At 63.1% G+C, this 25,372-nt stretch carries 21 protein-coding genes and 1 pseudogene; 12 read left to right on the plus strand and 10 right to left on the minus strand.

Annotated elements, in window-relative coordinates; all coding sequences use genetic code 11:
- Positions 1 to 94 precede the first annotated feature (94 nt).
- A complete protein-coding gene (locus JL39_RS22075; RefSeq protein WP_037155926.1) occupies positions 95 to 721 on the minus strand; it encodes a PQQ-binding-like beta-propeller repeat protein in 627 nt (208 codons plus the stop codon).
- 34 nt (positions 722 to 755) lie between these two features.
- Positions 756 to 1,976 carry a DNA-binding protein gene (locus tag JL39_RS22080; RefSeq protein ID WP_037155929.1) on the minus strand — a complete coding sequence of 407 codons (1,221 nt, stop codon included), beginning with the start codon at positions 1,974 to 1,976 and terminating at the stop codon, positions 756 to 758.
- A 122-nt stretch (positions 1,977 to 2,098) separates the two neighbouring features.
- Here JL39_RS22080 and JL39_RS22085 point away from each other — a divergent pair, with 122 nt between their 5' ends.
- From JL39_RS22085 to JL39_RS22100, 3 genes and pseudogenes are all read left to right on the plus strand, one after another.
- Positions 2,099 to 2,896 (plus strand): thioredoxin family protein, encoded by a 798-nt coding sequence (locus JL39_RS22085; RefSeq protein WP_037155932.1) that lies wholly within the window; start codon positions 2,099 to 2,101, stop codon positions 2,894 to 2,896.
- A 44-nt stretch (positions 2,897 to 2,940) separates the two neighbouring features.
- Positions 2,941 to 3,156 (plus strand): annotated as a pseudogene (locus JL39_RS22090) (hypothetical protein); the annotation flags it as partial.
- Between the two features lie 380 nt (positions 3,157 to 3,536).
- A complete protein-coding gene (locus JL39_RS22100) occupies positions 3,537 to 4,019 on the plus strand; it encodes an Hsp20 family protein (protein WP_037155938.1) in 483 nt (160 codons plus the stop codon).
- Positions 4,020 to 4,100: 81 nt separating this feature from the next.
- Here JL39_RS22100 and JL39_RS22105 read toward each other — a convergent pair whose 3' ends face one another.
- Positions 4,101 to 5,099 carry a bile acid:sodium symporter family protein gene (locus tag JL39_RS22105; protein WP_052183043.1) on the minus strand — a complete coding sequence of 333 codons (999 nt, stop codon included), beginning with the start codon at positions 5,097 to 5,099 and terminating at the stop codon, positions 4,101 to 4,103.
- 88 nt (positions 5,100 to 5,187) lie between these two features.
- Between JL39_RS22105 and JL39_RS22110 the strand changes: the two genes are divergently transcribed.
- A complete protein-coding gene (locus JL39_RS22110) occupies positions 5,188 to 6,054 on the plus strand; it encodes a LysR family transcriptional regulator (RefSeq protein ID WP_037155940.1) in 867 nt (288 codons plus the stop codon).
- A gap of 12 nt (positions 6,055 to 6,066) precedes the next feature.
- On the opposite strand, the gene JL39_RS22115 is transcribed toward JL39_RS22110, so the two are convergent.
- The gene (locus JL39_RS22115; protein ID WP_037155943.1) at positions 6,067 to 7,119 is read right to left on the minus strand and encodes a low specificity L-threonine aldolase; all 1,053 of its coding nucleotides are present in this window, start codon (positions 7,117 to 7,119) and stop codon (positions 6,067 to 6,069) included.
- A gap of 472 nt (positions 7,120 to 7,591) precedes the next feature.
- On the opposite strand from JL39_RS22115, the gene gltB reads away from it, so the two are divergent.
- The 4 genes from gltB to JL39_RS22130 are packed head-to-tail and all read left to right on the plus strand — an operon-like array spanning position 7,592 to position 14,271.
- Entirely contained in the window at positions 7,592 to 12,313 is a 4,722-nt protein-coding gene (gene gltB / locus JL39_RS22120; protein ID WP_037156141.1) for a glutamate synthase large subunit, read from the plus strand.
- A gap of 53 nt (positions 12,314 to 12,366) precedes the next feature.
- Complete coding sequence (locus JL39_RS22125; protein ID WP_152601226.1) at positions 12,367 to 12,609, plus strand: hypothetical protein; 243 nt, start codon at positions 12,367 to 12,369, stop codon at positions 12,607 to 12,609.
- Positions 12,610 to 12,642: 33 nt separating this feature from the next.
- Positions 12,643 to 12,777: a hypothetical protein gene (locus JL39_RS32825; protein WP_280114094.1), complete on the plus strand. Its 135-nt coding sequence runs from the start codon at positions 12,643 to 12,645 to the stop codon at positions 12,775 to 12,777.
- A 39-nt stretch (positions 12,778 to 12,816) separates the two neighbouring features.
- Complete coding sequence (locus tag JL39_RS22130) at positions 12,817 to 14,271, plus strand: glutamate synthase subunit beta (RefSeq protein WP_037155945.1); 1,455 nt, start codon at positions 12,817 to 12,819, stop codon at positions 14,269 to 14,271.
- A gap of 324 nt (positions 14,272 to 14,595) precedes the next feature.
- Here JL39_RS22130 and JL39_RS22135 read toward each other — a convergent pair whose 3' ends face one another.
- Positions 14,596 to 15,822 (minus strand): DUF459 domain-containing protein, encoded by a 1,227-nt coding sequence (locus tag JL39_RS22135; RefSeq protein WP_037155947.1) that lies wholly within the window; start codon positions 15,820 to 15,822, stop codon positions 14,596 to 14,598.
- Between the two features lie 71 nt (positions 15,823 to 15,893).
- The gene (locus JL39_RS22140) at positions 15,894 to 17,042 is read right to left on the minus strand and encodes a lytic murein transglycosylase (RefSeq protein ID WP_244446943.1); all 1,149 of its coding nucleotides are present in this window, start codon (positions 17,040 to 17,042) and stop codon (positions 15,894 to 15,896) included.
- Between the two features lie 274 nt (positions 17,043 to 17,316).
- On the opposite strand from JL39_RS22140, the gene galU reads away from it, so the two are divergent.
- Together galU and JL39_RS22150 are read left to right on the plus strand one after the other, a co-directional pair.
- Positions 17,317 to 18,204, plus strand: a complete 888-nt coding sequence (gene galU, locus JL39_RS22145; protein WP_037155950.1) for a UTP--glucose-1-phosphate uridylyltransferase GalU — start codon at positions 17,317 to 17,319, stop codon at positions 18,202 to 18,204.
- Positions 18,205 to 18,299: 95 nt separating this feature from the next.
- Positions 18,300 to 19,190 carry a hypothetical protein gene (locus JL39_RS22150; RefSeq protein WP_037155952.1) on the plus strand — a complete coding sequence of 297 codons (891 nt, stop codon included), beginning with the start codon at positions 18,300 to 18,302 and terminating at the stop codon, positions 19,188 to 19,190.
- Here JL39_RS22150 and JL39_RS22155 read toward each other — a convergent pair.
- A complete protein-coding gene (locus JL39_RS22155; protein WP_052183045.1) occupies positions 19,180 to 20,700 on the minus strand; it encodes an outer membrane beta-barrel protein in 1,521 nt (506 codons plus the stop codon). The two genes, JL39_RS22150 and JL39_RS22155, sit on opposite strands and share 11 nt — an antisense overlap.
- 144 nt (positions 20,701 to 20,844) lie before the next feature.
- Here JL39_RS22155 and JL39_RS22160 point away from each other — a divergent pair, with 144 nt between their 5' ends.
- Complete coding sequence (locus JL39_RS22160) at positions 20,845 to 21,840, plus strand: KpsF/GutQ family sugar-phosphate isomerase (RefSeq protein WP_037155954.1); 996 nt, start codon at positions 20,845 to 20,847, stop codon at positions 21,838 to 21,840.
- A 13-nt stretch (positions 21,841 to 21,853) separates the two neighbouring features.
- Here the strand turns inward: JL39_RS22160 and JL39_RS22165 are convergent, their stop codons facing one another.
- Positions 21,854 to 22,312 carry an NfeD family protein gene (locus JL39_RS22165; protein WP_037155957.1) on the minus strand — a complete coding sequence of 153 codons (459 nt, stop codon included), beginning with the start codon at positions 22,310 to 22,312 and terminating at the stop codon, positions 21,854 to 21,856.
- 4 nt (positions 22,313 to 22,316) lie between these two features.
- Positions 22,317 to 23,354 (minus strand): SPFH domain-containing protein, encoded by a 1,038-nt coding sequence (locus tag JL39_RS22170; RefSeq protein WP_037155960.1) that lies wholly within the window; start codon positions 23,352 to 23,354, stop codon positions 22,317 to 22,319.
- Positions 23,355 to 23,490: 136 nt separating this feature from the next.
- On the opposite strand from JL39_RS22170, the gene queC reads away from it, so the two are divergent.
- Positions 23,491 to 24,201 carry a 7-cyano-7-deazaguanine synthase QueC gene (gene queC / locus JL39_RS22175; RefSeq protein WP_037155963.1) on the plus strand — a complete coding sequence of 237 codons (711 nt, stop codon included), beginning with the start codon at positions 23,491 to 23,493 and terminating at the stop codon, positions 24,199 to 24,201.
- Between the two features lie 4 nt (positions 24,202 to 24,205).
- Here queC and hemH read toward each other — a convergent pair whose 3' ends face one another.
- The gene (gene hemH, locus JL39_RS22180) at positions 24,206 to 25,240 is read right to left on the minus strand and encodes a ferrochelatase (RefSeq protein WP_037155966.1); all 1,035 of its coding nucleotides are present in this window, start codon (positions 25,238 to 25,240) and stop codon (positions 24,206 to 24,208) included.
- Positions 25,241 to 25,372 lie beyond the last annotated feature (132 nt).

Raw genomic sequence — 25,372 nt, forward strand, 5'->3', positions numbered from 1 at the left:
CGGCGTAACGTCAAGGGAAAAAGAATGGCCGGGCGCCGACGAAGCCGGCATGGGCGTCCTCATGGACGATTGTCCGGATCTCGAATGCCATGGCTCAAGGCCGGCGGACGGCCCTGACCTTGCTGCTGTTTCCGCCGCCGCAGAAGAACCGGTCGCCGCCGTCGGATTCGAGCCCCGACACGTTGGCTCCGGCCTGCATGCCGAGCCTTTCCAGGACTTCTCCCGTTTCCGGATCGATCCGCCGCAACTCGCTCTCGTCATTTTCCCAGGTGCCGTGCCAGAGATCGCCGTTGATCCAGGTAACACCGGTGACGAAACGGTTGGACTCGATGGTGCGGAGGATCGCTCCCGTTTCCGGATCGATCCGGTGGATCTTCCTGTCCCTGTACTGTCCGACCCAGAGGGTTCCCTCGGCCCAGGCAAGACCGGACGAGCCGCCGTCGGGCGCCGGGATCGTCGCAAGCACGCTGCCGGTCATCGGATCGATCTTCTGGATGCGGTCTTCGGCGATCTGGAACAGATGCCGGCCGTCGAAGGCCGTTCCCGCATGCGCGGGGACATCGATCGAGCGCACCACATTACCGCTTGCCGGATCGAACGCATTCAGCTTGTCACCCGACGCGAACCAGACATGCCGGCCATCGAAGGTGACGCCTGCCACCTGCTCCACATCCGGAAAGGGACCGTATTCACGGAGGATTTCGGCTTGGGATCGTTTCATGGTTTCACCCTTTCTTTGTTTTCACGCCTCCAACCTAGCCGCTCGGCAGCGGGCCCGGGAGTAACAAGGTTGTCGGGAAATCCGATACGGGCGGAGTCATCCAGCGGCGTGCCGGTCCGCGGCCGTATGACTGCACCTTGCCCGCCGCCGCCAGCTGCTCAAGCGCCCGCTGCACGGTACGCGGGCTCAATCCAAGCGCGATCGCGAGCGCCGAACTCGACCATGACTCGCCATCGGCGAGGAAAGCAAGCACTGCCGCATGCTGCTCCTCGACGGGCGGCGCCAGTACAACGACTTCCGAGGCGTGGCGCGGCACCAGCGCAAAGCCCCGCTTCGTCGCCCTGACATCCGCCAGCGTTCGAAGCTCCGCGCGAAGCCGCCCCATCTCGACGCGCAGCCGGGCGCGATGGGATTCGTCGGCATGCCTCGCCCGGAAGGCGCGGGCAAGCAGCGTGCTTCTCGATACATCCGCGGGCCAGGCTTCGGCCAGAGCACGCAGAAGCGCGAAGAGGACCGGGCGTGTCGCAAGCGGGACTATCGTTTTTTCGTCCCGCACGACGTTGCGGCATGCGTCCACGACGAGCGTGCCCGACGCCAGCAGCGATTCGACCTCGTCGAGCAGGAGAGGGCGTTCATCGCCGCGGGCGACCAGCCGTGCTGCCGGTGCGCTGAAGACGAGGGAAGCGCTTTCGACCTCGGCTATCAGTGCGGGGATCTTCGCTTCGATTGCGGCCTGTCCGGCCTCGGCAAGCGCTGCGCGCGCCGCCCTGGTCCGCAAGCGCCGGATCGCTATTCCCGCAACCGCCAGCGCGCGGGCGGCCGCCAACGCCGGTGGGAGCGGTATTGGGGCGAGGCCGGCGAGAATGCGTTCCGCCTCGTCGAGGCGGCCGATGAGGAGCAGGCGCCGGAGTTCGAGGTTCCGCGCATGGGCGGCGTTGAGGCCGTCGCCATGCGCCTCGAGCGTCGCCCGCGCCGTGTCGAGCGCCCTGGTGGGCCATCTGAGCTCGCGGGAGACGAGTGCAATCTCGGCTTCGGCGACGACACACCGGGCGCGGGCCACGGCCTCCCTCGAACCGAAGGCGCGCGCGGCACTTTTGAGAAGCATCTTTGCCCGGTCGAGCTCGCCGAGCTGCGCCATGGCAATGCCTCTCAGCGCAAGGGCGGGCGCATCGTCCCGCAGGGCGACGTGCTTCAATGCGCCGAGCGGATCTCCTGCTGCGAGTGCGCGTGCCGCGGCGGTGATCAGCGAGTCCATCGGAATCCCGTCACACTTGTAACTCCCACCATCCCGATAACCGGACCTAGTTTATTCACGACCAGCAAGCAACCGCCGTACCGGAAATCGGGCGGCGGCAGGCAATCAAATGGAGAAAAGCGATGATGACACATATGACCGGGACACGCGAAGAATGGCTGAAAGCACGGCTCGACCTGTTGAGGGACGAGAAGGAGCTGACGCGCAAGAGCGACGAACTGGCGCTGCGGCGCCAGGAACTGCCCTGGGTGCGGATCGACAAGGAGTACAGGTTCGAGACCGAGAACGGGAGCGCCTCGCTGGTGGACCTTTTCGGCGGACGTTCGCAGCTTCTCGTCTACCATTTCATGTTCGGGCCCGATTATACGGCCGGATGCCCCTCCTGCTCCTCGATCGCCGACGGGTTCAACGGCGTCGTCGTTCACCTTGAGAACCATGACGTGGCCTTCTCCGCCGTGTCGCGGGCACCGCTTCAAAAACTGCAGGCCTTCAAAGAGCGGATGGGATGGAGTTTCCCCTGGGCGTCCTCGAACGGCGGCGACTTCAACGCCGACTTCAGCGTCTGGTTCACCGCGGACCAGCAGCGCGAGGGCACGATCGAATACAATTTCCGCCGCGAGCCGCCGCTGGCGGGGCCCCCAGGAGGCCAGACCGTTCATGAATGGCAGCAGGGCAGCAGCGAAAGCCCCATCGCCCAGATCGCGGCTTCGACCGGGACCGATGTCGCCACCTATGCGCGCGACAGGCCGGGCGTCAGCGCCTTCGTGCTCGAAGACGGCGTCGTCTACCACACCTATTCCAGCTATTCGCGCGGACTGGATGGCCTGTGGGGCATGTATCAATGGCTCGATCGTGCGCCCAGGGGCCGCAACGAGAACGGTATCTGGTGGCGCCACCACGACAGGTATGGCAGGGGGTGAGGCCGATGCCGCTCCACCGCGACAACGCGAAAGGGAGGCCGGTCTCCGACTGGCTGTCCCTTGCCGCGGCACCGACATTCGCGATCATGGCGCTGCTGACGGCCGCGACCGGCGGCGCGGACATGATCTGCTCCTCCGTGTACGACATGTCGCCGTTCGGCGGAATGGTGCCGATGTACCTGCTGATGAGCGTCTTCCATCTGGCGCCCTGGCTCAGGTTGCCTTTTGCCGCAGGAGGAACCGCTTCGGGCCGGTCCTGACGCGCCGTTCCGTGAGGAATTCGCGCCGGCGCGATACGCCGGCGCAAAAAAGAAACCGGAACCGGCGGTTCAGGGAAAACCGCGCGGTCCCGGCAGAGGATGACTGAAGGGACGAATGACGTCTTCGGGAGGCAGTCCTGCTTCCCTGGTCCTGTTCTATCAAGTCGGTCCTGAACGTCACAGGAATCCCATGTTCATGCCCGGTTCATGCCGGCCGGAGGTTTCCGGAGGCGGCCCCGAAGAGGCCTTGAACGGCGAGAGCGCAATTCCCATCTTCATCCTGCGGACGCCAAAAAGGGTCCGCGTGAACGGTCCGCCATCGCCATTACGGGAGGCGGAGCCAAACGAAAACCGCAACGTCGCTTCCCAAGGAGGACATCATGCGTCACGTCGATTTTTCCCCCCTTTACCGATCCACCGTCGGTTTCGACCGCCTCTTCAACCTGCTCGACAACCGTGGCACCGTTGAACAGACCCCGAGCTATCCGCCCTACAATATCGAGCGGACCGGTGAAAACACCTATCGCATCACCATGGCTGTCGCCGGTTTCGACGAAAAGGAACTGTCGCTCGAAGCCCATGCCCATGTGCTGACCGTGAAAGGTGAAAAGAGCGAAGAAGAGGCCGGCGGCCAGAGCGAATACCTTTATCGCGGCATCGCCAAGCGCGCCTTCGAGCGCCGTTTCCAGCTTGCCGATCATGTCGAGGTCCAGTCCGCCTCGCTGAAGAACGGCCTGCTCCATATCGACCTTCTCAGGAATATCCCGGAAGCCATGAAGCCCCGCCGCATCGCGATCGCCGCCGAAGCCGGCGATACCGCGAAGACGATCGAGGCTCAGGTCACGCCGCAGCAGGTCAACTGACCCTCGGCCCTCAAGACCTCCAGTCAAAGCAGCAAGCCGAGTTTGCGGCCCTTCCCGATACGGAAGGGCCGCTTTTTTGTTTCACGCGGCCGCCGGTTCCGCGGTCGTCTCCTTCGCCTTCAGACGATTTGCGTATTTCTGGGCGATGACGGCGCAGGCCATCAGCTGGATCTGGTGGAAGAGCATCAGCGGCAGCACGATCGCGCCGATCGAGGACGACTGGTTGGCGAAGATGGCGTTTGCCATCGGCACGCCGCTCGCCAGCGATTTCTTCGAGCCGCAGAAGGTGATGGTGATCTCGTCCTCTTTGTTGAAGCCGAGCGCGCGGCTGCCGAACATGGTGATGCAGAGCACCACTGCCAGAAGAGCCATGTCGACCAGGATGACGACACCGATATCGACGGCCGAGAAGGTGTGCCAGAGACCTTCCATGACCGCTTCGGAAAAGGCGAGATAGACGACCATCAGGATCGAACCGCGATCGACCGGGGCGAGGATCTTCTTCTTCGAGCGGATCCAGTTGCCGATCCAGGGCTGCAGGATCTGGCCGGCGACGAACGGCGCCAGAAGCTGCAATAGGATGCTTTCCAGCGCATCCCACGAAAAACCTCCGTCGCCGGTGGTCGAGAGCAGCAGGCCGGCGAGCAGCGGGGTCAGGAACATGCCGAAGATATTCGAGCCGGATGCGGCGCAGATCGCCGCCGGCACGTTGCCGCCGGCAATCGAGGTGAAGGCGATCGATGACTGCACCGTCGAGGGCAGCACGCAGAGGAACAGGATGCCGGCATAGAGCGCGGGCGGCAGGATATCCGACGGGATGAAGCCGATCGCCAGCCCGAGGAGGGGGAAGATCGCGAAGGTGGTGGCGAGGATGGTCAGATGCAGGCGCCAGTGCAGGAAGCCCGCCACCACGACATCGCGCGACAGGCGCGCGCCGTGCAGGAAGAACAGCAGGCCGATGGCGAAATCGGTCGCGACGCCGAACCACTCCGCCCACTGCCCATGGATCGGCAGGACGGAGGCGAGAATGACGGTGCAGACCAGGAAGACCGTGAAACGGTCCGGCAGAAAACGGCTCATGAGCATGTTCCTCGCAATGAGGCTTTATCTCTCGCTTATCATGAAGCAGAATGCAAACATTTAACAGTTATCACGAAGGCGGATAGCCATGCTGAACCTTCACCACCTGAACAGTTTCGTCATGCTGGAGCAGACCGGCAGTTTCACGGAAACCGCACTCCGCCTCGGCATCGGCCAGTCGACCGTCACGCAGCATATCCAGCGGCTGGAGAAATCGCTCGGGCGGCAGCTCGTCTTCCGCGATACGCATCAGGTCAGGCTGACAGCGGAAGGCGAGGCGCTGCTGGGCTACGCGCGCGGCATGCTGGAGTTGAACGGCAAGGTCGCCTCGCTGTTCGGCGAAAGCCGGCTGAGGGGGCGTTTGAGGCTGGGTGTTTCGGAGGACGTGGTGGCGAACCGGCTCACCGCCATTCTCGAGGATTTCATCCGGCTCTATCCGCTGGTGGATCTGGAACTGACCGTGGCGCTCTCTGCCGTGCTTCACCAGATGCAGGATGAGGGCGACCTGGACCTCGTGCTCGCCAAGCGGCATGTCGGTGAGACGCATGGGCGGCTTCTCTATCGCGAACCGCTCGTCTGGCTGGCGCGCGATCCCGACCTCATTCTTTCGCGCGGCAACGCTCTGCCGCTCATCGCCTTTCCGCCGCCATCCATTACGCGGCGCGTGGCGCAGGAGGCGCTCGACCGGGAAAAGATGCCCTGGCGGATCGTCTGCACCTGCGAAAGCCTGAGTGGGCTTACCGCCGCGGCGCGAGCCGGCATGGGCGTGCTCGTGCAGCCGCGCAGCATGGCGCCTTCGGGCCTGAAGGAAATCCCGGCCGACCGGCTGCCGGTGCTGGAGGACGCGGAGTTCGTGCTGATCCCCCGGCGCGGCGCGGATGCCGCGCTCACGGAGGCGCTGTCGAGCCTGATCAAGGCGCAGATCGTGCCACAGCATCAGCGCAACGCGGCCTGATATTTGCGGTTGTCAGCCTGCCTTGCAGATCGACAGGAACTGATCGATGTCCTCCTCGGTCGTCGCGAAGCTGGTGACGAGGCGGATCAGCATCTCGTCGTCCTTCACCGGTTCCGGCATGGCGTGCGGTGCCGGCCAGTCGTAGAATTTTGCCCCCCTGGCCTGGGCGGCTTCGGCGGAGGCCTTGTTGAGCACGGCGAAAACCTCGTTGGAGGTCGTGTCCCAGGCAAGCCGCGTGCTGTTCAGCGAACGAATGCCGGCGCGCAGCCGATCGGCCATGGTGTTGGCGTGGCGCGCCATGACGAGCCAGAGATCGTCCTGCAGATAGGCTTCGAACTGCGCCGAGATGAAGCGGGTCTTCGAAAAAAGCTGGGCGGCGCGCTTGCGGATGAAGGCGAAATCTTTCGCCAGTTCGGGATTGAAGAAGACGATCGCTTCGGCGCACCAGCAGCCATTCTTCGTGCCGCCGAAGGAGAGGATGTCGACGCCGCGCTTCCATGTCATTTCGGCCGGCGTCGTGCCGAGCGCCACCAGCGCATTGGCAAAGCGCGCGCCATCCATGTGGACCGGCAGGCCATTCGCCTTGGCGATGGTCGAGAGTGTTTCGATCTCGTCGAGCGTATAGATGGTGCCGCTTTCCGTCGCCTGGGTGAGGGTGACGGCGGCGGCGCGGCCGTGATGCAGCGAATCCTGCGGGAAGCCGGCAATGCCGCTCGCGAGGTTCGCGGGGTCCATCTTGCCGTTTTCGCCATCGACCGGAACCATGCGCATGTTGCTGAAGAAATCCGGCGCGCCGCACTCGTCTTCGATCACATGCGCTTCCGAATGGGAAAAAACGACGCCGCCGACACGGGCGACGCTCGCCAGCGAAAGCGAGTTGGCCGCCGTGCCGGTGGAGACGAAATAGACGGACACCTCACGCCCGAAAATCTCGTTGAAACGGGCTTCGACCGCTTTGTCCAGGTCGCTCGTGCCATAGGCGGCGGCGAACCGGGTCGATTCCCTGGAAAGACGTTCATTGATGGCGGGATGGGCGCCGGCCCAGTTGTCGGAAGCGAAGAACATGAAAGGACACCTTGGGAGAACTTTTGAAAAGGTCCGGCGCAGATTAGGCGTTTTGGCCTCACAATCAACGGTAAAGGCGCTCTCACCCCGCGGACCTATATCCAGGGCAATCATCTGAATATCACCAGACCTGAGAGGTAATTAAATTTCGCGCTTACGCGTTGCCCGGCAATCTCCTGTCGCGGCAAGCCTGAAATTTTCAAGCTACGCACTTGTGAACCATTCCAATCTGTGTCATAGAAAATGCGAATTAGGACAGATATGCTGTCCTAATTTCGGGAAATGAAGCGCTGGTTCGCCCCTCTTTTCCGCTGACGTCAACGCCGATCCGGGTTATGTTGCGCTGCAAAGCTGCAGCTGACGCTGGAGCGGCGCCATCGCGTGAAGCAGGGGTGGCGGGCAGTCTGTCATCCGAACGAGACAAATGAAAGCCACTTTGCCCGCTTCGACGCGGCCAACAGGAGGAATGACGATGACGAAGATGATCTCCCAGGTGCCCGGCCATCAGGCTCAGGCCTCCGCCGAGACGAAAGCACGCGTCCCCTTTGTCGCCTCCGGTGTGCCAATGCGCCAGGGTCTCTATGACCCCCGCAACGAGCACGATGCCTGCGGCGTCGGCTTCATCGCGCATATGAAGGGGAAGAAGTCGCACCAGATCGTCAAGGACGGCCTCTTCATTCTTGAAAACCTGACGCATCGAGGCGCTGTCGGAGCCGATCCGCTGATGGGCGATGGTGCCGGGATTCTCGTGCAGATCCCCGACCGCTTCTTCCGCGAGGAGATGGCGGCACAGGGCGTCACCCTGCCGAAGGCCGGCGAATACGCCGTCGGCCATTTCTTCATGCCGCGCGATGCCGATCAGATCGAACATTTCAAGAAGGTCATCGTCGACGTGATCGCGGAGGAGGGGCAGCAGTTTCTGGGCTTCCGCGAAGTGCCGGTCGACAATTCCTCGCTCTCCAAGGCGCCGGACATCGCCGCGACCGAGCCCTATCACCTGCAGGTCTTCATCGGCGCCGGCCGGGATGCCGCGACGAACCTTGAGTTCGAGCGCCAGCTCTTCCTCGTCCGCAAGGTAATCTCCAACCGCATCTACGACGCCTTCGGCGGCCAGGAGACCGGTTTCTATCCGGTCTCGCTGTCGTCCTCGACCATCGTCTACAAGGGCATGTTCCTGGCCTATCAGGTCGGCGCCTATTACAAGGACCTGTCGGACCCGCGTTTCGAAACGGCCGTGGCGCTGGTGCACCAGCGGTTTTCGACCAACACCTTCCCGTCCTGGAAGCTCGCGCACCCCTACCGCATGGTCGCCCATAACGGCGAGATCAACACGCTGCGCGGCAACGTCAACTGGATGGCGGCGCGTCAGGCATCAGTCTCCTCGCCGCTCTTCGGCGACGACATTTCCAAACTCTGGCCGATCTCCTACGAAGGCCAGTCGGATACGGCCTGTTTCGACAACGCGCTCGAGTTCCTCGTGCGCGGCGGATATTCGCTTGCCCATGCCGTGATGATGTTGATCCCGGAAGCCTGGGCCGGCAACCAGTCCATGTCGAAGGACCGCAAGGCCTTCTACGAATACCATGCGGCGCTGATGGAGCCGTGGGACGGCCCGGCGGCGGTCGCCTTCACGGACGGCAAGCAGATCGGCGCCACGCTCGACCGCAACGGTCTGCGTCCGGCCCGCTACGTCGTCACCGACGACGACCGCGTCATCATGGCGTCCGAGGCCGGTGTCCTGCCGGTGCCGGAAGAGACCATCATCAAGAAGTGGCGCCTGCAGCCGGGCAAGATGCTGCTGATCGACATGGAAAAGGGCCGCATCATCTCCGATGAGGAGGTAAAGAGCGAGCTTGCGACCAAGCATCCCTATCGCAACTGGCTCGACCGCACGCAGCTCATCCTGGAGGACCTGAAGCCGGTGGAGCCGCGGGCGCTGCGTCGCGACGTGTCGCTGCTCGACCGCCAGCAGGCCTTCGGCTACACGAGCGAGGACACCAAGATACTGATGTCGCCGATGGCGACGACCGGCCAGGAAGCGATCGGCTCGATGGGCACCGATACGCCGATCTCAGCGATGTCGATGAAGTCGAAGCTGCTCTACACCTATTTCAAGCAGAACTTCGCGCAGGTGACCAATCCGCCGATCGACCCGATCCGCGAGGAACTCGTCATGAGCCTCGTGTCCTTCATCGGTCCGCGTCCCAACATCCTCGACCATGAGGGCATGGCGAATGCCAAGCGTCTGGAAGTGCGCCAGCCGATCCTGACCAACGGAGATCTGGAAAAGATCCGCTCGATCGGCCACACGGAAGACCGCTTCGATACCAAGACGCTCGATTTCACCTATGATATCGAGCGCGGCGCCGAAGGCATGCCGGAAATGCTCGACCGGCTCTGCGAGCGGGCGGAAGCGGCGGTCAAGGGCGGCTACAACATCATCGTGCTTTCCGACCGGCAGATCGGACCGGACCGCATTGCGATCCCGGCGCTGCTGGCGACCGCGGCCGTGCACCATCACCTGATCCGCAAGGGGCTCAGGACCTCGGTCGGCCTCGTCGTGGAATCCGGCGAACCGCGCGAAATCCACCATTTCTGCTGTCTTGCCGGGTTCGGGGCGGAGGCGATCAACCCCTATCTCGCCTTCGACACGCTGGTCGACATGCATGCCCGCGGCGAATTCCCGAAGGAGGTCGATGCCCAGGAAATCGTCTATCGTTACATCAAGGCGGTGGGCAAGGGCATCCTGAAGGTCATGTCCAAGATGGGCATTTCCACCTACCAGTCCTATTGCGGCGCGCAGATCTTCGACGCCGTCGGCCTGTCGTCGGAACTGGTCGAAAAGTATTTCTTCGGCACAGCGACGACGATCGAGGGCGTGGGCCTGAAGGAGATCGCCGAGGAAACCGTCACCCGCCACCATGCGGCGTTCGGCAAGGATCCGGTTCTGGCCTCGACGCTCGATATCGGCGGCGAATACGCCTATCGCATGCGCGGCGAAAGCCATGCCTGGACACCGGATGCCATCGCCTCGCTGCAGCATGCGGTGCGCGGCAACAGCCAGGATCGCTACCGCGAATTCGCCGAGATGGTGAACGAGACATCGTCGCGGATGAACACGATCCGCGGCCTCTTCAAGATCAAGGCGGCGGGCGAGATCGGCCGCAAGCCCGTCCCGATCGACGAGGTGGAGCCGGCTGCGAACATCGTCAGGCGTTTCTCCACGGGGGCGATGTCCTTCGGCTCGATTTCCCGCGAGGCGCATACGACGCTGGCGATCGCCATGAACCGGATCGGCGGCAAGTCGAACACCGGCGAGGGCGGCGAGGAAAGCGACCGCTACATGCCGCTGCCGGACGGTTCGATGAACCCGGAACGATCGGCGATCAAGCAGGTCGCTTCCGGTCGCTTCGGCGTGACCACCGAATACCTGGTCAATGCCGACATGCTGCAGATCAAGGTGGCGCAGGGTGCCAAGCCCGGCGAAGGCGGCCAGCTGCCCGGCCACAAGGTGGATGCGACCGTCGCCAAGACCCGGCATTCCACGCCGGGCGTCGGCCTCATCTCGCCGCCGCCGCACCATGACATCTATTCGATCGAAGACCTGGCGCAGCTCATCTACGACCTGAAGAACGTCAATCCGACCTCGGACATTTCCGTCAAGCTCGTCTCGGAAGTGGGTGTGGGCACGGTTGCGGCGGGCGTCGCCAAGGCGCGCGCCGATCATATCACGGTCGCGGGTTTCGACGGCGGCACGGGCGCATCGCCGCTCACCTCGCTGAAGCATGCCGGCAGCCCGTGGGAGATCGGCCTTGCGGAAACCCAGCAGACGCTGGTTCTGAACGGACTTCGTTCGCGCATCGCGCTGCAGGTCGACGGGGGCCTCAAGACCGGCCGCGACGTCATCATCGGCGCGCTGCTCGGCGCCGACGAATTCGGCTTCGCGACCGCGCCGTTGATTGCCGCCGGCTGCATCATGATGCGCAAGTGCCATCTGAACACTTGTCCCGTGGGCGTCGCCACGCAGGACCCGGTCCTGCGTAAGCGCTTCAAGGGCACGCCCGAGCACGTCATCAACTATTTCTTCTTCGTGGCCGAGGAAGTGCGGGAGATCCTCGCCTCGCTCGGCTTCACCAGGCTCGACGACATCATCGGCATGTCGGAACTGCTGGAGAAGGACGGGATGCTCGCTCACTGGAAGGCCAGGGGGCTCGACTTCACGAAGATCTTCCACAAGGTGGAAGCTCCCAAGGAAGCGACCTACTGGACCACCCGCCAGAAGCATCCGATCGACGACGTTCTCGACCGCAAGCTGATCGAAAAGTCGCAAGCGGCACTTGAGAGCAAGGAGCCGGTGGTCTTCGAAGTGCCGATCAAGAACGTCGACCGTTCCGCCGGAGCGATGCTGTCCGGTGCGCTTGCCAAGCGCTGGGGTCACAAGGGCCTCAAGGACGATACGATCCATGTGACGTTGCGCGGCACGGCCGGCCAGTCCTTCGGCGCCTTCCTTGCCCGCGGCATCACCTTCGATCTGGTGGGCGATGGCAACGACTATGTAGGCAAGGGCCTGTCCGGCGGCCGGATCATCGTGCGCCCGCCGGAAAACTCGAAGCTCGCGGCGGAGAACGCGATCATCGTCGGCAACACCGTGCTTTATGGTGCGATCACCGGCGAGTGCTATTTCCGCGGCGTGGCGGGCGAGCGCTTTGCAGTGCGTAACTCCGGCGCCATCGCCGTCGTCGAAGGCGTGGGTGACCATGGCTGCGAATACATGACCGGCGGCATTGTCGTGGTTCTCGGCGAGACGGGGCGCAATTTCGCGGCCGGCATGTCCGGAGGCGTGGCCTATGTGCTCGACGAAAGCGGCGATTTCGCCAAACGCTGCAACATGGCGATGGTCGAACTCGAACCGGTGCCGGAAGAGGACGACATGCTGGAGAAGCTGCACCATCACGGCGGCGACCTCATGCACAAGGGGCGCGTCGACGTTTCCGAGGACATGACGCGCCACGACGAGGAGCGCCTCTACCAGCTCATCTCCAACCATCTGCACTACACGGGCTCGAACCGCGCCAAGGAAATCCTCGATCGCTGGAGCGAGTACCGGCCGAAATTCCGCAAGGTCATGCCGGTCGAATACCGGCGTGCGCTGGAGGAAATGGAGCGCATGCGGATGGGGATCGCGGCGGAGTAGTTAAACTGTCGGCGCCTTATGTTATGAGTTCTCAACTTATGATGGAGGCGCCGATGGGACCAATTGCGAAAGAGCACGAAGGTAAGATCATCAGAGAGGGCAAGCGTCGTCTCGTTGCTATTCCGGATGACTTCTTTCTCGAAGGAGAGAAGATCATCATCCGTCAGGAGAGGGATGGAGCCATTACAATCCATCCTGCGGAAGAGGCGGCATGTGAGGCCATGTGGGACAAGTTTAATCCATTCGTTGAATGGGAAAATGGCACCTGGCCAGAGACGGTGAAACCTTTCGAATAACTGGCTGGCAACAGTGAAATTAGGAAAGTGGTTATGCGCATTGCCCATGGACTGGTTTCTCTGGTTGTTGCCGCCGCAGTTCCTGCAGCGATTTACCTGTCGAATGGTACGCTGGGACTGGAATTCATCGCACTGGGGGCGGGCCTAGGCCTTGCCTACTGGTATTAGGGGCCTTTGGCTCTGTAGTTTAGGTGTGAGGGCAAGCGAGTGGGCAAGGTAACGGGTTTCCTGGAAATCGACCGGCAGGTGGCGAAGTATCAGCCGGCCTCCGACCGCATCCGCCATTTCCGCGAATTCACGATCCCGATGTCGGATGCGGAAGTCACCAAGCAGGCGGCGCGCTGCATGGACTGTGGCATTCCCTATTGCCACGGGCCGACCGGCTGTCCGGTTCACAACCAGATCCCGGACTGGAACGACCTCGTCTACAACAACAAGTGGGAGGAGGCGATCCGCAACCTCCATTCCACCAACAACTTCCCGGAATTCACCGGCCGCGTCTGCCCCGCCCCTTGCGAGGAGGCCTGCACGCTCAATCTGGAGGATGCGCCGGTTGCCATCAAGACAGTCGAGCAAGCGATCGCTGACAAGGCCTATGAATTGGGCTTCATCGCGCCACAGCCGGCGACCGTGCACACAGGCAAGAAGGTCGCGATCATCGGCTCCGGCCCCGCCGGCATGGCTGCGGCCCAGCAGCTCGGCCGCGCCGGCCACGACGTGCATGTCTACGAGCGCGAGTCGAAGCCCGGCGGGCTCCTGCGCTATGGCATTCCGGACTTCAAGATGGAGAAGAACTTCATCGACCGGCGGGTCGAGCAGATGAAGGGCGAGGGCGTGACCTTCCATACCGGCGTCAATGTCGGCGTGGACATGCCGGTCGAAAAGCTGCTTTCCGATCATGATGCGGTGCTTTATTGCGGCGGTTCGGAAACCCCGCGCCCGGCCGGCATTCCGGGCGCCGACCTGCACGGCGTCTATGACGCGATGCCCTATCTCGTGCAGCAGAACCGCCGCACCGGCCGCGAGAATATCGACAGCGTCGCCTGGCCGTCCGATCCGATCCTCGCCGGCGCCAAGCATGTGGTGGTCGTCGGCGGCGGCGATACGGCGTCCGACTGCGTCGGCACTGCATTCCGTCAGGGAGCCGTCAAGGTAACCCAGCTCGACATCCGCCCGCAGCCGCCGGAGAAGGAAGACAAGCTTGCCGTCTGGCCCTTCTGGGCGACCAAGATGCGCACGTCGTCGTCACAGGCCGAAGGCGCGGTGCGCGAATTCCAGGTGGCGACGCTCGAATTCATCGGCGAAGACGGCCAGCTCACCGGTGTGCGCTGCTGCGAAGTCGACGAGCGCCGCAAGCCGATCGCCGGCACGGAATTCATCATCAAGGCGGACCTTGCCTTCATCGCGATCGGCTTTTCCGGGCCGCTCAAGGAGGGCGTGCTGACCGAGCTCGAAGGCAAGCTCGATGTCAATCTCGACCGGCGCGGCTCGACCAATGTCGTTGCCAACGACCGCGACTACAAGACCTCGGTCGACAAGTTCTGGACGGCGGGCGATGTGCGCCGCGGCCAGTCGCTGGTCGTCTGGGCGATCCGCGAAGGCCGCCAGGCGGCGCGAGCGATCGACGAGGCGCTGATGGGAAGCTCGGTTCTGCCGCGGTAAGTGGCTGTCTTGCTGGTGTTGATGTCGGGGCGGTTCAAACTCCGCAAAGTTGGAGTCAGCCAGCCCCCTCTGGCCTGCCGACCATCTCCCCCACAGGTGGGGAGATCACAAGTGGCTTGACCTTCCCGCCTCTCCGATTATTCCCGCTGCAGCAGGCCGTCTAATAGTGCCGCCTTTTGTTTAAGGAAACCGGTGCGCCCAGCCGATCTCCCCACCTGTGGGGGAGATGGCCGGCAGGCCAGAGGGGGCGGACTGCTCCAAAGTTACGATATGGGGTCTTCCCAATTCGTGTAGGAAGAGAGGCGGTTACTGCCGGCCGGTAGCTCACTGCGCCGCTGGAATCCGATAATCATCGATCCGTCCGGCCGGGGCGGGGGCAAGCTCTCCCCGCTTGACCAGCTTGTCGCGCGGCGTTTCCACGAGGATCGAGGGAAGCGGTGCGGCGCCGAGCAGGTCCTTGCCGCCGTCAAGCTCGGGGTCGGACAGGCTGATCGGGTGGGTCGGGATAGTCTGACCGGGCGCGGCCGGCAGCGCGGACAGGGAGGGCAGACTGCTGGAATCAAGCTTGACGACGTCGGGGCTCGCCATTTCCCCGAGATGCCGGCGGACCAGTTTCTCGACATAGAAGGCGAGCTTCTGCTTGCCGGCCTTGGTGAAGGTGATCCCATCCGAACTGCGCAGCCGCGCCTGTTGGCCGTTAACGTCCGAGCCCGTCAGGATGAACTTGCCGTCCTCGTCCACGAAGCCGTCCCAGATATCGACGAATTCTCCTCCCGCCTTCTCCGTTTGGCTCCGGTAGATGGCGTTCAGCGTCACCGCATCGGCCATCATGGAGGGCGACTGGAACGAGGGCAGGCCGACCCAGAGCAGCGGCAGCTTCCGGGAGGCGACGATGCCGGCGAGCTCTGCCACGCGCGTCTCGTATTCCTTGAACCAGGCCTCGCTGCGAAACTTCTCGCGCGTGCCGCCGATCTGCATCTGCTGGCGATCGTTGGCGCCGACCATCACCGCGACGATGGCGGGCTTTGCTTCGTCGAGCATGGCCGGCAGTTCGGCCGGCCAGTCGAAATGATCCTTGCGGACGAGGCCGGAGGAACCGTCGCTGCGTTCGACGACGGCGACGCCGGGGGACGTCGCGAACGCATTCTCCAGTTCGCTGCCAAGGCCGCCGGCCATGAAGTCGCCGACCACGAGGATCTGCCTGGCGTTCTCCAGCTTCGCGACGGGCTCGGGGGCGGGAGGTGCGACCGGCTGCGGCGGGCGCGGCGCCGCGGCGCGGCGAGGGGCCGGTTTGCGCGGCCGTGGTTTCACCTCGATGATCGAGCCGTCACGGTTATAACGCCGACGGGGCGCACGCTCGTAAGGTTCGTATCGCTCGTAGCGCTCATAGCGGGGGCCGCCGAACAGCAGGTCGAAGAGGTTGCGCCGCGGGGCCGGCTCCTGGGCGGTGGCGGGCGAGGTACCGAACGGTAAGGCGAGCAACAGCGCAAGCAAAACCGCGCCCAGACGAGCCCAACCTCCTTGTCCGCTGGTTTTCCACAAAGCCTTCATGCCTCGTACGCCTCGCACGCTCTACAGGTGCTGGACCATCGGAAAACCATGTGGAGCACTACGCCTGCTTGTCAACGCAAAGCTTCGAGAAGCTGCCGTGAGGGTTCGCCGCTTTGCTGCATGCCGAGCCGCTTCTGGATCTCGGAAATGGCTGCCTTCGAGCCGGAGCCGAAATTGCCATCGACCTCGCCGTTGTAATAGCCGAGCTCCTTCATGCGCGATTGCAGCTCGAACTTCTGCCTGATGTCGAGCGTGCCGTCCGGACGCGGCCATGCCTGCTGCATGCCCCCGTAACCGGCGATCTCATCGGCGAGCAGGCCGACGGCGAGCGCATAGCTGTCGGCGGCATTATATCGCTTCACCACGAAGAAATTCTTGAGCATCAGGAAGGCCGGGCCATTCGTGCCGGCCATGAGCTTCAGTTCTGCGCGATCCGCGCCGCGCGGAAAGCCCTTGCCGTTCGGACGGGCGAAACCAAGCTTCGCCCATTCGGCCAACGTTTTGGTCTGGCCTTCGTAACGCGCGCCGCTTGCCGGAACTGCCGTTTCGTAACCCCAGGTCTTGCCTGATTGCCAACCGTTCTTGGCGAGCAGGTTGGCGGAGGTCGCAAGCGCATCCGGCACCGAATGCCAGATGTCGCGCTTGCCGTTGCCGTCTGCGTCGACGGCGTAGAGCAGGTAGCTGGTCGGAATGAACTGGGTGTGACCCATGGCGCCCGCCCAGGAGCCGGTGAGCTGCCTCGGTGCGACATCACCGGACTGGAGAATCTTCAAGGCTGCGACGAGCTGCTTGCGGGCATAATTGGAGCGCCTCGAATCGCCCCATGCAAGGGTCGCAAGCGCTTGCGGGATGTGGTGCAGGCGCTCGGGATTGTCCAGCGCGGCGCCGTAATTGGATTCCATCGACCAGATGGCAAGCAGGATGTGCTTGTCGACGCCGAAATGCCGTTCCAAGGCGTTGAGCGTGGAGCCATGCCTTGCCGCCATCTCGCGACCGATGCGCACGGTATAGGGATTGACGCGGGAATCGAGATAGTCCCAGATCTTCGATTTGAACTCCGGCTGGAACTGCGCCTTTTCGAGCACGTCCCGGTCGGGTTCGGTAATGCCGGCAAAGGCTCTTTCATAGGTGGAACGGGAAATCCCGCTCTTTGCGGCAGTCGGGTAGAATTTTGTGATCCAAGCCTTGAAACCGGCGTCAGCCTGGGCATCTATCGGCATGCTTGCGACAGCGAACCCAGCGCACAGGGAGAAAACAAATCCGCGCAAGAGGTTGGTGCGAAGTATCTTCATCGGCAGTCGTGTCCATTCTTCCTTTAACCAAGCCCGAAGGCGAGAGTGGCATGCGGCTTAACGATGTAATAACAGAATACGGTCAACAAATTCTTTACCATGGAAATCCGGCCAGCGGCAGTCTTTGCGAAACGGTAGCAAATCGACGCTAGAGGACCGGAATCGAACAACTCGCACGATGATGTGCTTTCAGGAGGCATGAGTGGCACAACAACAGAAGATCCGTAAGGCAGTGTTTCCCGTCGCAGGTCTGGGCACGCGCTTCCTGCCCGCGACCAAAGCGGTGCCGAAGGAAATGCTGACCGTGGTGGACAAGCCGGTCATTCAGTACGTGGTGGACGAGGCGGCGGAAGCGGGCATCGAGCATTTCGTTTTCGTGACCGGTCGCGGCAAGGCCGTTATCGAAGACTATTTCGACATCCAGTACGAGCTGGAACAGATGCTGCGCGAACGCAACAAGAATGCCGAGCTGACACTGCTCGCCGGCCTTCTGCCGAAGGCGGGCACGGCAAGCTTCACGCGCCAGCAGGTGCCGCTCGGGCTTGGCCATGCGGTCTGGTGCGCCCGGGACATCGTCGGCAGCGAGCCCTTCGCGGTGCTCCTGCCCGACATGATCATGTCGGCCGAGAAGGGCTGCCTCCGGGGGATGGTGGAGCTTTACGAGAAGACCGGCGGCAATGTGCTCGCCGTGCAGGAATGCGATCCGGACCAGGCGCATAAATACGGCATCGTCGGCGTCGGCGAGGCGGTCGGCAACGGGTTCAGGATCACGCAGATGGTGGAGAAGCCGCCGAAGGGGACTGCGCCGTCCAATCTCTACATCAACGGCCGCTATATCCTGCAGCCGGAAATCTTCAAGATCCTGTATACCCAGGAGCGCGGCGCCGGCAACGAGATCCAGCTCACCGACGGCATGCTGACGCTCGCGAAGAGCCAGGAGTTCTCGGCCTACAAGTTCACCGGCGAGACCTATGACTGCGGCGCCAAGGATGGTTTCATCCTGGCGAACCTCGCTTTTGCCCTGCAGCGCGCCGATATCCGCCCGGCGATCGAGGAGCCGCTCAAGGCGCTTATCGCATCGCTGAAGTAGGACGGGAGAGGCCGGAACCTGCGGCCGGAATGTCGGAAGAACCCCTTGTGGCCCTGCTGTAAGGGGTTCTCCCTTTTTGGAGATGCATATCGACCATGGACGTCCAGGCAGACACGGATTTTCTCGAATTCCACGACCTGCCGGCGGAGATCGTCCTGGCGGTCCTTGCCCGTGCCGGCGAACTGGCGCAGGCGTGGCGTGCGGGGCGGATGCCCCGGAGCCTTTCCGGCAAGCGCATCGCGCTCATCGTCGATGATGGCGGCTGGCGCAACACCACGGCCTTCGATCTCGGCATCCAGGCGATGGGCGGCTTCTGCATCGACGCGCCGGTGAGCCTTGGCGGACGGGAGGCGATCGCCGACCTCGCAGGCTATCTCGACAACTGGTTCGACATGATCGTCATCCGCACGCGGGAGCTTGCCGGACTTCGGGAACTCGCGGCGAATGCCAAGGCTCCGGTGATCAATGCGCGGACACGGTCGAACCATCCCTGCGAGACGCTCGGCGATCTTGCCTATATCAGCAGCAGGCGGGGCGGCATCGAGAGATTGAAGATCGCCGGTGTCGCACCGGACGCCAATATACTTCGGTCGTGGGTCGAGGCATCGATCTCGCTGCCCATCGAGGTGGTGCAGGTTTTTCCGCAGAGATGGCATATCCGGGAGCCGGCGCTCGTCAACCGAAATTTCCGGGTCAGCGAGGATATGCGCGAACTTGAGGATGCCGACGTTATCCTGACGGACTCGTGGCCGGGCGGGGCGGAAGAGAGCGCGCTCGCCGATTATCGGATATCGGCGGCGATTCTGGACGACTGCCGTGCCGACGCGATCTTCATTCCCTGTCCGCCGGTCATGCGGGGACAGGAGGTGACGGCGGATGCCATGCTTCATTCCGTCTGTCAGAGCACTCCGGCGAAGGCATTTCTCCTGCATGCCCAGAACGCGCTCATGGAATGGATCGCCGGCCGGCCGGATATCACCGCTTGACGGTAAGCCCGACGCCGGCGCGGACGATGCGTTCATCGGAACCGCCGCCATCCGCCTGCTCGTATTCCACGTCGCCGGTCAGGTCGAGATAACGGTTGATCGCCCAGGTAAGACCGGCGCCGGCCACCCAGACGGTCTCGTCGCTGCCGCCGCTTGAGAAATCGCGGTAGGTGGAGCTTCCGGTAAGGCGCGCCACGAGATGATCGCGCATTTCGTGCGTCAGTCCCGCGGTTGCCTGATATTCCACCCAGCCGCTCTGGCCCGGCGTGGTGGAATCCTGCACCGTTGTGCGCAGGCCGAGATTGACATCGGTGCCACGCTGCGGCGACCAGATCGCATTGCCGTTGAAGGTGATCGCGTTCACCGATTTCAGGCGGCTGTCCTCGTAATCGACGAACTCATAGCCGGTGCCGATCTCGCCGCGCAACTTCTCGCCGAAATCGAATTCCACGCCGGCGCGTGCGGCATAGCTCTGCGAGGAGCGGGCGTAACCGGAATTGTCGCGCTTCTGGTCGTAGAATGTGTGGCCGGTCGCCACTTCGACATAAGGGATCAGGGCCGGCGAGAGCTCGTAGCCAAGCCGCAGCCTGCCGTCGATACCGGTGCGGTTGCGATCCTTCATGCTCACGACGGTGCCGTCCGAGAGTTTGGCGTCGGTATAGGTGGCGCGGGAAAGATCGAGTGCGGCGGTGCCATGGATTTTACCGAGATCGCGCTCCACCGAGAGGCCGCCGGTGAATTCGTTGACACCCGATTGGGTCGCGGCACCGCCGATCGCGTTCGGGTCGTAGTCGTCCTCGCGGGTGAAGCTGTAGCCGCCCGTGACATGGGCGACGGTGTCGTCTGCAAGATCCAGCCGCAGATCCGCATCGATGTTGGCTTCTGGCCGTTCGCCTTCGTCACCGCCGCGAAAGTTGCGCTCAAGGGTTCCTTCGCCGGTCACCGTCAGTGAATGGCGCGACCAGTCGGAGGAGAGGGTGCCGCGGATTACCGTCGAGAAGTAGTCGCGGCGACGCTCGCTGCCATTGGAACGGGTGATTTCCGTGTTGACGCCGTTGGTGACCGTGGGGCGGAGGAGAAAGCTGCCCAGCCGGATGCCGGTCGGATCACCCGGCTCGCGCGGCTGTTCCCGCGCGTCGATGGGCTCCGCGCCGGGATCGAGCGGCTGCTCGTAGGGCTGGTTCAGGTCCTCCTCGTAAGGCGGTTCCTGATCGGCATCCGGAACGGGGCCGGGTACCGCGCCGGTTGCAACATTCGGGTCGTCCCGGTTCGGATCGTCGGCGGCACCCGCCGTGCCGCTGGCCGGCTGGGTCCCCGTACCCCCGCCGAGGGTAGTTTGTGAAGTCGGTGCCGTGGCGTCCGTCACGGACTGCAGGGAGCCGCCCTGTGGCGGAAAGGGGCTGGTGGTCTGGGCGACGGCCGGCGTGGCAAGCGCTGAGCAGGCAAACAGCAAGCCGGCCGCCGTCCGGCGCCGTTCACGCGTCCTGCCTGTTCTCGTGATGATCTTCATCGGCCCGCCTGGCGATCGGAATGCTTACCCAAACGTAAAGCGATGTAGTTAACGTTTGGTTGCGGTGCCGCACCAAGCCGGGAATGTCGCCGTTGCGGTGCAAAGTTGATGGACTTCGAATATAAAAAACGCTAAGGCTTCACCATGATCAAGAGAGCTTTGCAACTCGTCGAACATGATGTCGTCGACTCCGCGCTGAGGACCATTGCCTTTGGAAAACAAGGGCTTGATGCGCTGGATGATGCCCTCCAGAATGGCCTGGGCGATCGCTTTCGCAATGCAGTGGAGATCATCGGTGGCATCGACGGCCGGGTCATCGTGACCGGTGTCGGCAAGAGCGGCCATATCGGCCGGAAGATCGCTGCGAGCCTTGCATCGACCGGCACGCCCGCCTTCTTCGTCCATCCCGTGGAAGCCAATCACGGCGATCTCGGCATGATTACCACAGGGGATGTGGTGCTGGCTCTCTCCTGGAGCGGCGAGACCGCAGAATTGCAGGGCATCGTCTCCTTCACCAGGCGTTTCTCCGTTCCGCTGATCGCGATGACCGCCGGCGAGGTTTCGACGCTCGCGCGGGAGGCCGATGTCGTGCTGCTTCTGCCCAAAGAGCAGGAGGCCTGTCCGCATGGTCTTGCGCCGACCACGTCGACGCTGATGCAGCTTGCCATGGGTGATGCGCTCGCCGTCGCTCTTCTGGAAGCGCGCGGCTTCTCGGCAACCGATTTCCGTGTCTATCATCCGGGCGGCAAACTCGGCGCAATGCTCTCGCATGTCAGCGATCTCATGCATACCGGTGACCGGATTCCACTGGTGAAGAAGGGCGTCACCATGCCCGACGCCATTCAGGAACTGTCGCGCAAGCGTTTCGGCTGCGTCGGTGTGATCGATGAGGAAGGATGCCTTTGCGGCGTCGTCACCGACGGCGACATCGCCCGCCACCTGGACCTCGACCTCCGCCAGACGCCGGTCGACGACGTGATGACAACGAGCCCGAAGACGGTCGGCAAGGAAACTCTTGCGACGGCCGCCATGGCGCTTCTCAACAAGCACAGCATCGGCGCGCTCATCGTCATCGACGCGGAGCGCAAGCCCGTCGGCATCGTGCATTTCCACGATCTCCTGCGCGTCGGCGTCGCCTGATTCCGGAAAGAGTTCAGTCCGCCTCGACCGTCAGGTCACGTCCGCTGGCGGTCACCACCTTCACGCGTGTGCCGGCCGGCAGGTCGGGCCCCATGATCGGCCACCAGGTATCGTCCAGACGGATGCGGCCGCGTCCTTCCGTGATCGGTTCGTGGAGAGTGGCTGTGCGGCCGATCAGGCTTTCGCCGCGCCGGTTCAGGAGAGGCTCGTCGCTCGGCTCGCTCCGGCCGGCATAGAAGCGGCGCCCGGCGAGGGCCAGACCAACCGACAGCACGGCGAAAAGCAGCCACTGGACCTGCCAGATCCAAAACGCCGTATCCCAGAGCAAAAGCGAGAGCGCGCCAACGACGATCGCCGCAGCGCCGATCCAGATCAGGAATACGCCCGGTGCGGCAAGTTCGGCGGCCAGCAGGATGAGGCCGAGAATCCACCAGCTCCAGGGGCCGAGACCGTTCACCAAATCATGGATCATCGCTTCAGGTCTCGGACGAGGAAGGTGACGTGGGGTTGAACGGATTGACCGCCGGCGTCGTGCGCGAAGTTGCCGGCGAGCGGGGAGCGATCGGCGGGCGGGGCGGCGCAGCCGGCGCAGGACCGTCGCCGAAGACGTCCCTGGCGATCGCGCCGATGCCGCCGAGCGAGCCGATGATGGAGGAGGCCTCAAGCGGCATCAGTACGATCTTGGCATTCGTCGCCTTGCCGATCTCCACCAGCGCTTCGGTGTATTTCTGCGCCACGAAATAGTTGATGGCCTGGACGTTGCCGACGGCAATCGCTTCGGAAACGACCTGCGTCGCTCTCGCCTCGGCTTCCGCCAGGCGCTCGCGGGCTTCGGCCTCGCGGAAGGCGGCCTCGCGCTCGCCCTCGGCTTTCAGCACCGCCGCCTGCTTGGCGCCTTCGGCGCGCAGGATCTGGGCATTGCGGGCGCCTTCGGCTTCGAGGATCTGGGCGCGCTTCTCGCGCTCCGCCTTCATCTGCCGTCCCATGGATTCAACGAGATCGGCCGGCGGCTGGATGTCCTTGATCTCGACGCGCGTGACCTTGATGCCCCAGGGACCGACGGCCTCGTCGACGACGCGCAAGAGCCGCTCGTTGATGACTTCACGGTTCGACAGCAGCTCGTCGAGATCCATCGAGCCCATGACCGAACGGATATTGGTCATGGTGAGGTTCTGGATGGCGTTCTTGAGATCGGTGATCTGGTAGGCGGCCTGGGCCGGGTTGAGCACCTGGTAGAAAGCGACGGCATCGGCCGAAACGCTTGCATTGTCCTTGGTGATGACTTCCTGGGTCGGGACGTCTAGCACCTGTTCCATGACGTTCATGCGCGCGCCGACGCGTTCGATGAACGGCGTGATGAGGTTGAGGCCCGGTTCGAGCGTGCGGGTGTAGCGGCCGAAGCGCTCCACCGTATAGCGATAGCCCTGCGGCACGGTCTTGATCCCGGCAAACAGGACCAGGATGACCAGAATAACCAGTGCGATCACGACGATATCGAAGCCACCCAACAGCATAACAACCCCCTGCCGCTTTCTCGAACGGCGTGATCCTATTCAACGGGAATGCTGTTCACAAGCGCATCCGGCCGTTCTAGAGAGGACAATTGAATACCGGTCGCAGCCTACCCGGTCAAAACAAGGATACCTGATCATGAAAACCATCGTCGTCTGCTCCGGCGGACTGGATTCCGTTTCCCTCGCTCATAGGGTCGCGGCGGAGCAGGAGCTTCTCGGCCTCATCTCCTTCGACTACGGCCAGCGGCACCGCAAGGAACTGGAATTTGCCGCCGCCTGCGCCCGGCGGCTCGGCGTCTTTCACCAGATCATCGACATGCGGTCGATCGGAAGCCAGCTTTCAGGCTCCGCGCTGACCGACGATGTCGACGTGCCGGACGGGCATTATGCCGAGGAGACGATGCGAATCACGGTCGTGCCGAACCGCAACGCCATCATGCTCGCCGTCGCATTCGGGGTGGCCGCCGCAAGAGGCGCTGAAGCCGTGGCGATCGCCGTGCACGGGGGCGATCATTTCATCTATCCGGATTGCCGGCCGGGTTTCATCGACGCCTTCCAGACCATGCAGGACCATGCGCTGGACGGTTACGCCTCGGTCAGGCTGCTCGCCCCTTACGTCAACGGCTCGAAGGCGGATATCGTCACCGACGGCGCGCTTCACGGCACGCCGTTCGCCGAGACCTGGTCCTGCTACAAGGGCGGGACGCGCCATTGCGGCCGCTGCGGCACCTGCGTCGAGCGGCGGGAAGCCTTCCATCTGGCCAATATCACCGATCCGACGGAGTACGAGGACCCGGATTTCTGGAAGGCGGCGACCGAAGGCTTTAGGGCTGACGAAATTCGGTGAGGCGCTAAACCCAGCCCTGGAGTTCGCGGCGCACGACCTTTTCGAGCACCGTCATGCCACCCTCGCTGTCGTTGAGGCAGGGAATGTGCACGAATTTCTCGCCGCCGTGATGCAGGAAGGTTTCGGCGGCCTCGCCGGCGATCTCTTCCAGCGTCTCCAGGCAGTCGGAGACGAAACCAGGATTGATGACAGCGATCCGCTTCACACCTTCGCTTGCCAGTTTCTCGACCGTCTTGTCCGTATAGGGCTGCAACCATTCCTCCGGCCCGAAGCGGGACTGGAAGGTGAGCATGAAGTTCTTCTCGGTCAGGCCGAGTGCCTCTCGCAGCAGCCGGCCCGTCTTTTGGCAATGACAATGGTAGGGGTCGCCAGCCTTGAAATAGGATTGCGGAATGCCGTGGAACGAGGCGATCAGCACTTCCGGTTCCCAGTCGAGCGTCGCATAGGTCTGCCGTACAGAGTTGGCGAGCGCTTCGATATAGGTCGGATCGTCGTGATAGGGCGGCACCGTGCGGATCGCCGGCTGCCAGCGCAGTTTCATCAGGTGCTCGAAAGCCTTGTCGTTGACGGTTGCGGTGGTGGAGGCGGCATATTGCGGATAAAGCGGGAAAAGTACGATCTTCTCGCAGCCCTTGTCCTTCAGCGCATCGATGCGTTCGGCGATCGAGGGCTTGCCGTAACGCATCGCCCAATCGACCACGACGTTCGGCAGATCCTTCAGCCGCTCGCTCATCAGATCCGACTGATTGCGGGTATAGGTGCGCAGGAAGCTTTCGTTCAGATCCTTGTTCCAGATCACCTCATAGGCCTTGCCGACCTTCTGCGGCCGCTTGTTCAGGACAATGCCGTAGAGGATCGGATACCAGTAAAGCCTGGACCATTCGATCACCCGCCGGTCGGACAGAAACTCTGCGAGATAACGCCGCATCGGCCAGTAATCCGTGCCGTCCGGAGTGCCCAGATTGACAAGCAGCACGCCGACCTTGCCGAAAGTCACTTTCGGATGATCGGGAGGCATGGAGGCGGATGGAGAAATCATGCGGACCCTTCCAAGGCTAAGCTTCTCAAGCGGCGACGAGGCACTTCGGCATTGCGGTTTACTTAGAAAGAAATACCGGTCCGGGAAAGCCCGGACCGGCATTTTTGACAAGAGACAAATTGTCCAGTTTAG

Origin of the sequence: Rhizobium sp. YS-1r, assembly GCF_000757525.1 — a bacterium.
Taxonomy (GTDB): Bacteria; Pseudomonadota; Alphaproteobacteria; order Rhizobiales; family Rhizobiaceae; genus Neorhizobium; species Neorhizobium petrolearium.

Coding starts and splice junctions, on each gene's coding strand:
- JL39_RS22140 (WP_244446943.1), bottom strand. CDS start 17,042: ATGCCGATAGATGCCCAGGCTGACGCCGGTTTCAAGGCTTGGATCACA.
- JL39_RS22085 (WP_037155932.1), top strand. CDS start 2,099: ATGATGACACATATGACCGGGACACGCGAAGAATGGCTGAAAGCACGG.
- JL39_RS22160 (WP_037155954.1), top strand. CDS start 20,845: ATGATCAAGAGAGCTTTGCAACTCGTCGAACATGATGTCGTCGACTCC.
- JL39_RS22135 (WP_037155947.1), bottom strand. CDS start 15,822: ATGAAGGCTTTGTGGAAAACCAGCGGACAAGGAGGTTGGGCTCGTCTG.
- JL39_RS22075 (WP_037155926.1), bottom strand. CDS start 721: ATGAAACGATCCCAAGCCGAAATCCTCCGTGAATACGGTCCCTTTCCG.
- JL39_RS22115 (WP_037155943.1), bottom strand. CDS start 7,119: ATGTTCTTCGCTTCCGACAACTGGGCCGGCGCCCATCCCGCCATCAAT.
- JL39_RS22150 (WP_037155952.1), top strand. CDS start 18,300: ATGGACGTCCAGGCAGACACGGATTTTCTCGAATTCCACGACCTGCCG.
- JL39_RS22100 (WP_037155938.1), top strand. CDS start 3,537: ATGCGTCACGTCGATTTTTCCCCCCTTTACCGATCCACCGTCGGTTTC.
- hemH (WP_037155966.1), bottom strand. CDS start 25,240: ATGATTTCTCCATCCGCCTCCATGCCTCCCGATCATCCGAAAGTGACT.
- JL39_RS22105 (WP_052183043.1), bottom strand. CDS start 5,099: ATGAGCCGTTTTCTGCCGGACCGTTTCACGGTCTTCCTGGTCTGCACC.
- JL39_RS22080 (WP_037155929.1), bottom strand. CDS start 1,976: ATGGACTCGCTGATCACCGCCGCGGCACGCGCACTCGCAGCAGGAGAT.
- JL39_RS22155 (WP_052183045.1), bottom strand. CDS start 20,700: ATGAAGATCATCACGAGAACAGGCAGGACGCGTGAACGGCGCCGGACG.
- gltB (WP_037156141.1), top strand. CDS start 7,592: ATGACGAAGATGATCTCCCAGGTGCCCGGCCATCAGGCTCAGGCCTCC.
- JL39_RS22170 (WP_037155960.1), bottom strand. CDS start 23,354: ATGCTGTTGGGTGGCTTCGATATCGTCGTGATCGCACTGGTTATTCTG.
- JL39_RS22165 (WP_037155957.1), bottom strand. CDS start 22,312: ATGATCCATGATTTGGTGAACGGTCTCGGCCCCTGGAGCTGGTGGATT.
- queC (WP_037155963.1), top strand. CDS start 23,491: ATGAAAACCATCGTCGTCTGCTCCGGCGGACTGGATTCCGTTTCCCTC.
- JL39_RS22110 (WP_037155940.1), top strand. CDS start 5,188: ATGCTGAACCTTCACCACCTGAACAGTTTCGTCATGCTGGAGCAGACC.
- JL39_RS22125 (WP_152601226.1), top strand. CDS start 12,367: ATGGGACCAATTGCGAAAGAGCACGAAGGTAAGATCATCAGAGAGGGC.
- JL39_RS32825 (WP_280114094.1), top strand. CDS start 12,643: ATGCGCATTGCCCATGGACTGGTTTCTCTGGTTGTTGCCGCCGCAGTT.